Source organism: Nonomuraea sp. NPDC049695 (assembly GCF_040674955.1).
Taxonomy (GTDB): domain Bacteria; phylum Actinomycetota; class Actinomycetes; order Streptosporangiales; family Streptosporangiaceae; genus Nonomuraea; species Nonomuraea helvata.
Map to the genome: position 1 here is coordinate 102,043 of NZ_JBFANV010000033.1, position 7,510 is coordinate 109,552.

At 67.8% G+C, this 7,510-nt stretch carries 6 protein-coding genes and 1 pseudogene; 5 read left to right on the plus strand and 2 right to left on the minus strand.

Annotated features, from left to right (window positions below; genetic code table 11):
• Window positions 1-199: 199 nt before the first annotated feature.
• The 3 genes from AB0J64_RS27140 to AB0J64_RS27150 are packed head-to-tail and all read left to right on the plus strand — an operon-like array spanning window position 200 to window position 3,259.
• The gene (locus AB0J64_RS27140) at window positions 200-1,540 is read left to right on the plus strand and encodes an argininosuccinate synthase domain-containing protein (RefSeq protein WP_364032336.1); all 1,341 of its coding nucleotides are present in this window, start codon (window positions 200-202) and stop codon (window positions 1,538-1,540) included.
• 13 nt (window positions 1,541-1,553) lie between these two features.
• The gene (locus AB0J64_RS27145; protein ID WP_364032339.1) at window positions 1,554-2,537 is read left to right on the plus strand and encodes an aldo/keto reductase; all 984 of its coding nucleotides are present in this window, start codon (window positions 1,554-1,556) and stop codon (window positions 2,535-2,537) included.
• Window positions 2,534-3,259 (plus strand): sulfotransferase family protein, encoded by a 726-nt coding sequence (locus tag AB0J64_RS27150; protein WP_364032342.1) that lies wholly within the window; start codon window positions 2,534-2,536, stop codon window positions 3,257-3,259. The genes AB0J64_RS27145 and AB0J64_RS27150 overlap by 4 nt, the downstream gene beginning before the upstream one ends.
• A gap of 161 nt (window positions 3,260-3,420) precedes the next feature.
• Here the strand turns inward: AB0J64_RS27150 and AB0J64_RS27155 are convergent.
• A pseudogene (locus AB0J64_RS27155) lies at window positions 3,421-3,529 on the minus strand (GNAT family N-acetyltransferase); the annotation flags it as partial.
• A 254-nt stretch (window positions 3,530-3,783) separates the two neighbouring features.
• On the minus strand, window positions 3,784-4,155 hold the full coding sequence (locus AB0J64_RS27160) for a DUF5997 family protein (RefSeq protein WP_364032345.1): 372 nt from the start codon (window positions 4,153-4,155) through the stop codon (window positions 3,784-3,786).
• Window positions 4,156-4,209: 54 nt separating this feature from the next.
• Here AB0J64_RS27160 and AB0J64_RS27165 point away from each other — a divergent pair, with 54 nt between their 5' ends.
• Together AB0J64_RS27165 and AB0J64_RS27170 are read left to right on the plus strand one after the other, a co-directional pair.
• On the plus strand, window positions 4,210-4,938 hold the full coding sequence (locus tag AB0J64_RS27165; RefSeq protein ID WP_364032348.1) for a LysR family substrate-binding domain-containing protein: 729 nt from the start codon (window positions 4,210-4,212) through the stop codon (window positions 4,936-4,938).
• Between the two features lie 602 nt (window positions 4,939-5,540).
• The gene (locus tag AB0J64_RS27170) at window positions 5,541-7,286 is read left to right on the plus strand and encodes a multicopper oxidase domain-containing protein (protein ID WP_364032351.1); all 1,746 of its coding nucleotides are present in this window, start codon (window positions 5,541-5,543) and stop codon (window positions 7,284-7,286) included.
• Window positions 7,287-7,510: the final 224 nt, after the last annotated feature.

Sequence of the window (7,510 nt, forward strand, 5' to 3'; positions counted from 1 at the left end):
CCGGCATGACGAACGGCGAGCCGGGCAAGCGCGGCTCGGTGACGGCGCGAGAGGCATACCCGGCGTTACCCGGGCCCGCGCCCGCTAATCCGGGGCCGCGTTCTTTTGTGACAACTTGCCGAAGCGCTCTAATGATCAGTCGGACGCCACGGATGATCCACCGTCAATGGGTCATATAAGTGCACGTCCGGTCGGCAGAATGGGACCGGAAGAAAAGCCGATACAGAACCTTTGTCGGCTCCGGCGGCAACGGCTTCAGTCCCGAGATCATTCCGTGCCGGGCGTGAAAGGCCGCCATCCGCGGGTAGGGTCGGTGACCGCCGGCGTATTCAGGTCCGGCGTCACGCCCATCACCCCACGCAAGGAGGAGGTTGTGCGGTCAGCCAATGGCAACGCGCGTGCCGGAGTATTCCAATCAGGAGGACTTTCCGCCCTGGCGGTCGGAGTCTGGCTTCATGAAATATCCGCGCCGGCGCGGCACTACATCGCCGACATCGGTCAGTCCGACCGTACGGTGATGGACGCGCTCGCTGCTTCTCTGCGAAGACTCGGGGACGAGGCCGTCGTCATCGATTTACGCTCGTCAATGGCCGCCGTGGCGTCGGATCTGCTCCGGTACGGTGCCCGCCACGACGGCGGTTACTGGAACACGACCGGTGCGGCGCGCTTCGTGCTCGTCAGCGAGCTGACACCATTGATGCGGGCGGACGGTTGCCGGGCATTCGCGCACGGCTGTGTCGGCGGCGGCAACGACCAGCGCCGCTTCGCGCGTTACGGCGCCCAGGTCGCGCCGGAACTGGCGGTCATCGAGCCGTGGACGAATCCGCAGGCCCTTGAGCGATTCCCCGATCGCGAGGCCATGCTGGCGGCCGTCGTCGAGCGCGGGCTGCCGCTTGACCCGGGCAGCGGTGCCGAGCGGTCCACCGACGCCAACCTCGCCGGCATCTCGCACGAGTCGGCGGAGCTGGAAGACCTCGAAACGCCGGTCAGCCACCTCTGCCCGCGGTGGAGCAAGTGGCCTGGGCAGGGCCCGGCCGAGCCCGAGACCGTCACGGTCGCTTTCCGCGAGGGACGGGTCACCGACGTCAACGGCAGCGGGCCCGATCCGGTCGCATGGATGACGCGGGCCAACACGATCGGCTCCCGGCACGGTGTCTGGCTGCGCGACGTGGTCGAGCGGCGCATCGTCGGTACGGTCTGCCGGGGCATCTACGAGGCACCCGGCCTGGAAGTCCTCGCCCCCGCGTGGACCCGCATCATGCAGGCGAGTCTTGACGCGGCCGGCCACGAACTCTACGACCGGCTGGCCGCCGTGCTGGGCGCCGCGATGTACGAGGGGCGGTGGTTCGAGCCGGCCGCGCAGGCGGCGCGAGCGGCGATCGACCGGCTGGTCGGCGACGTCAGCGGCAGCGTGACCCTGTCCGTGCACCGGGGCGTCGTACAGGTTCAACGGACACAGGTCGCCGGCCACGTGGAGCAGCAGACCCGGTTCGGCTCGGGCGGTAACCGCTGGAGCGAAGTGGCCGCCGTTCAGACATGAAAGGAAGAAAGCGATGCGTGAGCGTCGATTCGGCCGGCTGGGCTGGGAGGTCAGCGAGATCGGCTACGGGATGTGGGGCATAGCCGGCGGCGAGGGCGGATGGACCGGCGCCGAAGACGAGACCGGCAACTCCGCGCTGGACGAGGCCGTGCGGCTCGGGTGCACCTTCTTCGACACCGCCTGGATCTACGGGCGGGGACACAGCGAAAGGATGCTCGGGCAGTTGGTCAAGCGGCACCCGGACCGCCGCCTCTACCTCGCGACCAAGCCCCCACCGAAGGATCGCACCTGGCCATCCACCCGCGACTCCAAGTTGGCCGAGGTGTACCCACCGGATCATCTCTGGGAATACCTGCACCGCAGCCTCGAAAGGTTGGCCATGCCGTCCGTCGACCTGTTCCAGTTCCACGTCTGGGAGGACTCCTGGGCACACGACGCGTCCTGGCAGGACGCCATCGCCGAGATGAAGGAGCGCGGGCTGATCAAAGGTGTCGGGATCAGCGTCAACCGATGGGAACCCTGGAACGTCCTGCAGACGCTGAGCACCGGGCTGATCGACGCGGTGCAGGTCATCTACAACATCTTCGACCAGGCCCCCGAAGACGAACTGTTCCCGGCCTGCCGTGAGCTGGACGTCGCGGTGATCGCTCGGGTGCCCTTCGACGAAGGCACACTCACCGGCACTCTCACCCGGGACACCCGCTGGCCCGAAGGTGACTGGCGCAACACCTATTTCGTGCCCGAGAACCTCATCCCGAGTGTGGAGCGCGCCGAACGGCTGGCGCGGATCGTGCCCGAGGGCATGACCATGCCCCACCTCGCCCTCCGCTTCATCCTCGCGAACCCCGACGTCGCCACCGTCATCCCCGGCATGCGCAAGCACACGCACGTGCACGCCAACATCGCCACCAGCGACGCCGAACCACTGAGCGACGAACTGATGGCGCGGTTGCGCCAGCATCGCTGGGACCGCCGACCCACTGCGTGGTCGCAATGAGCGCCGCGCCCAAGCCCATCGTGCTGTGGGCAGTTCCTCGGTCGCGGTCCACGGCGTTCCTGCGCATCATGCTCGAGCGCGGTGATCTCGAGGTGCTCCACGAACCGTTTTCGTACCTGCAGGCGGACGGGCACTTCGAGGTGGCAGGCCGGCGGGTCACGTCGGCGGTCGAGCTGCTCGACGTGATCCTCGAGGTCAACGCCAAGGAGCGCCGGGTGTTCGTCAAGGAGACCTCCGACTACACGTACACGCCGCTGCTTGAGGACGGGCGCCTGTACAGCGACATCGTCAACACCTTCATGATCCGAGAGCCGCGGGCGGCGATCTCCTCGCACTACGCCATGAACCCGAACGCCACCCTGGACGAGTACGGGTTCGAGTACCTGCACGTCATTTTCGAAACCGTGCGGTCGGCCATCGGCGAGGTCCCACTGGTGATCGATGGTGACGATCTCGTGTCCGATCCGGAGGCGACGGTCCGGGCCTACTGTGAGCGGGTCGGGCTGGAGTTCAAGGCCGAGGCGATGAGCTGGGATCCCGGGCAGCGGACGAACTGGCGGCGTACGGATCGGTGGCATGCGGAGGTGGCCGAGAGCAGCGGGCTGGAGGCCAAGGCGTCCCAGCGGCGTGAGACGCCCGACACGAACGCGCACCTACGCCGCGTCGCCGAGCACCACCAGCCGTTCTACGACGCGCTCGCCCGCCACCGCCTTGCCGGCTAGTGCCCATCCGTCTGGGCTGATGCCAGTCTTGTCGGCCCCGCTGAACTGGCCTCGGCGTGCCGCCGCGGCCAGGCGCCGACATCCGCCTGCGTCAGATCGTCGCCGAGCCGACGTGGTCCGACCGGCGGCCGGCGACCGTCATATGAATGGCCCTGGCCGCCCGCACCAGCGCCGGCGTGCCCCTTGCCCCAGTCCCAGGCCGGCTCGCCGAACGATGCGCTTCACCAGGTCCGGGCGGATGGCGGTGACACGCTGCGCCAGACTCCGCATGAGCTGCACGTCCGCGGCGGTCACAAGCTTGAAGTTCGGCGTGGTGCGCCACTGGGTCAGGGCTGCGCAAGGGCGTCGGACCGTTTCCGAACCGCCGATCCCGGCAGTCAACCAGCACGAGGCGCGCAGCTCATCATCGTGGCGGCGGTCCAGATGTCGGGACGGGGGCAACACCGACACCGCGCCTGGACCGACCGCACAACCCCATCGATCGGGCACGTCTCGAGTCGGGAGACGCGGAGTGTGTCAGCTGTCTAGCGTTGCTTGAGGCGGAGCGCTTCTTTGCGGGTCTCGGCCTGGACGGACTGCTCGCGCTCCAGCCATGCCGGGTTCTCCGCCTTCAGCGCGTTGATCTCAGCGGTGGTGAGCGGTTCGGTGATCCCGCCTCTGGCCAGGCCGGAAATGGAGACCCCGAGCTTCGCGGCGACGACCTGCTTCGGGTGCGGGCCGTTGCGACGCAGGTCAGCGAGCCAGGCGGGTGGCGTCGCTTGCAACGCGTTCAGCTCGTCCCTGGAGACCACACCCTCCTGGAACTCGGCGGGTGTGGCCGAGAGGAGGACGCCCAGCTTCTTGGCCGCGGTCTCGGGCTTCATCGTCTGGACGGTCTTCGGTTTGGGCGAGGGCATGAGGCCAAGCGTAGTCAGTCGGAACGGGTTCTCTGACATCGGTACGCTGACGAGGTGACTGATGGTGAGACCGGCAAGGCATTTCGGCTGGCGTATGTGCCCGGTGTGACGCCTGCGAAATGGGCCAACATCTGGACCGAGAGGATGCCCGGCGTGCCGCTCACCCTGGCCACGGTTCCCGCCTCCGAGGTGGTGGGACTCCTGCGGGATGGCGGCGCCGACGCCGGATTCGTCAGGCTGCCCGTCGACCGGGACGGGCTCAGCGTGATTCCTCTTTACGTGGAGACCACGGTGGTCGTGGTGCCCAAGGACCACGCGGTGGCCGCCGCCGACGAGGTGACCATCGCCGACCTGGCCGACGACGAGGTGCTCCATCCTCTGGACGACACCATCGAGTGGACGGTCCGGCCGGGGCTGCCCGCGTTCACCCGCCCGGCCACGACGGCGGAGGCGGTCGAGCTGGTGGCCTCCGGCGCCGGGCTTCTTCTGGTCCCGCAGTCGCTGGCACGCCTCCACCACCGCAGGGATCTCACTTACCGGCCGGTGCTGGACGCGCCGCAGTCTCAGGTCGCGCTGGCCTGGCTCACGGATGCGACCACTGACCTGATGGAGGATTTCATCGGCATCGTCCGCGGCCGGACGGTGAACAGCTCGCGGGGCCGTACCCCTGCCTCCGCTGCGGAGAAGCCGGCACAGCGGCAGGCGCAAAAATCCACGCAGAATGGCTCCCGCCGCCGGGCCGCGCCGGCCAGGAGGAAAGGGAAGGGCCACCGGCCTCGGTGACCTGCAGCCCCGAACCCCTCCGGTTGGACCCGCTTGGGAGTCGGTCGCTCACACCCCGTCCGCAATGGGGAAACGGGGTGTTCACGCAGGTGGGCCGCACTGGGTTCGCGAACCGGTGACCCCTCGCTGGTGAGGAGTCATGATCGCATCTGGCGGCTTCTCAACCTGCGGGATGATCTCGCACGGGTACCCTCGTGCGGGAGGGCTGACCAGCTCTGACGGCACGCTGATGGTACGAGACCTCAGCGCGGATGCGACATTCCCTTCCCCTGTCCAAGCTGCGCGCCGCGCTGGAGCGCCGGTTCCGTGAAAACACCACACCCGTAGCACAGAATCGGATCAGCGACGCGGCCTGACGATCAGCGGCCGCCACCGAAGTTCCGCGGAACTCGGGACATGCTCGCGTCTACGGGGGAAGTACTTTGCACAACACGACAGTGCGTCTACAGGTCTGGCGACCTGCCAAACGTCTGGTGGTAGGGCTCACCAGTGTGGCCATGGTGGGCACCGGGTCGCCGGTCTGGGCCGGACCGCCAGTTGCTGCCGGATTCTCGACCGGGGTGGTTGCGCAGCCATCCACACCATGCGGTCCGTCGCCGGAGGTGGAGTTCTACCAGGATGAGGTTCCGCAGCCGAAGGTGGCGACGCCTGACAACACCCACAACGGCCGTGATCATTACACCCTCACCGCGCACGTGGGTACGCATTCGTTCTCTCCAGCGAACGACTGGCCCGAAGTAACCACGCTGGGTTACAGCGCTTCCGGCAGAGGCGGCAGCGGCGGCGCCGGCGGCAGCGGGGGCAGCGGCGGCGCCGGCGGCAGCGGCGGCAGCGGGGGCAGCGGCGGCGCCGGCGGCAGCGGGGGCAGCGGCGGCAGCGGTGGTGGCGTCGAGATGGACTTTCTCGGCCCAACGATCATCACGCGACAAGGCCGGCCGGCCGACGTGAAGGTGATCAACGCCCTGCCGCCGGCGGGAACCCAGATATTCCCGTTCGACCAGCCGAACAACGACAACACGCTCACCTTGCACCGTCACGGTGGCCTGCAGCCGGCCGAAAGCGACGGAGCACCCGCGCCCATCGGAGTGGAAGTCCCACCCGGCGGCTCGCAGACCCAGCACTATCCGAACAACCAGGCCGCAGCACCCCTGTGGTACCACGACCACATTGACGCGCAGACCTCGTACCACGCGTACGAGGGGCTGGCCGGGTTCATACCCAACACCGACCGGCGGGAGCAGCAGTTCGGCCTGCCCACCGGCGACTTCGCCAAGGCCTACGTGCTGCAGGACAAGTCCTTCAACGCCGACAAGACGCTCTGCTACAGCCACGCCGATCCCGAGTTCTTCGGCGACCTCCCGGTGATCAACGGGATCGTCGCCCCGAAGCAGACGGTGGAACCGCGGCGGTACACCTTCACCTTCATCAACGGATCAGATTCCCGCTTCTACCGCCTCAGCCTGAGGCAAACCGGCGGCTCGACGGCCGCTGCTCCCAAGATGACCGTGGTGGCAGGTGACTCGGGGTACCTGCTTCACCCCGCTGTGGTCAAGGAGCTGCTCGTCGCCCCGGGCGAGCGGTACAAGGTGGTCATCGACTTCACCGGTCACCGTTCACAGAAGTGGGTGGTGACCAACAATGCTCCGGCGCCCTTCGGCGCGCTGGATGGCGTCGATCCCGACGGGGCCGGGATTCCGCAGCTCATGCGGTTCGACGTCGGCCCTTCGACCAGCTCGCCAGACCGTTCCCGAGTCCCGGGTGCGCTGCCGGAGAGCAACAACCAACTCCCACCCGCAGCCATCCTCGCCAAAGCCAGGCTGCGGACCGTTCAGGCCGGTGAGGTCATCCCCGGTGCCCCGCAGCTCGGGGACAAGGTCCAGCTGCTGAACTACGGGCCGGCGGACACGGCCACCGAGACACCGCAGCTGAACTCGACCGAGGCATGGGCCATGCGCAACCACAGCCCAGACTCTCATCCGATCCACCTGCATCTCGTCGAACTGCGGCTGATCGGCCGTTGGCCCGTCACCAAGTGGAGCGACACCGACCCAGACACCGGCACCCAGATACCGTTGGAGATCGGACAGTTTGTGCCACCGGCTCCTTACGAAACCGGCCCGAAGGAAACGTTCGTGGCCCCGCCCGACTACATCACCGTCTGGGCGGGCAAGTTCACCGTCGGTGGGTCATCCGTCTGGCACTGCCACATCATGTCCCACGAGGACGGAGCGAGCACGGGCGGCGCTATCGAGATGATGCGGCCGCTGGTGATCGGCAACAAGCCGCAAACCCAACTACCGCTGATCCACAACCAGGTCCGACTCGACAAGTTGATACGCCAGCCGTAGCAAGAAACCCGGTGGCCAGCCAGCGTGGAGGCCACCGGGTTCTCCCAGCCTCACGACGCGCTGCAAAGGCCACCAGGTGTTGAGCTCGCCCCTGACGCGCCGAGTCGGCGGCGAGTGCGGCCCGCTCAGGGACACGCTCGCTGAGGAGTTCCCAGGCAGTTGCAGGAGGTCCAGGCCGAGCGGGAGGAGCTCGTGATCGCCGAGCGGGTCCTGAACCGGCCGGC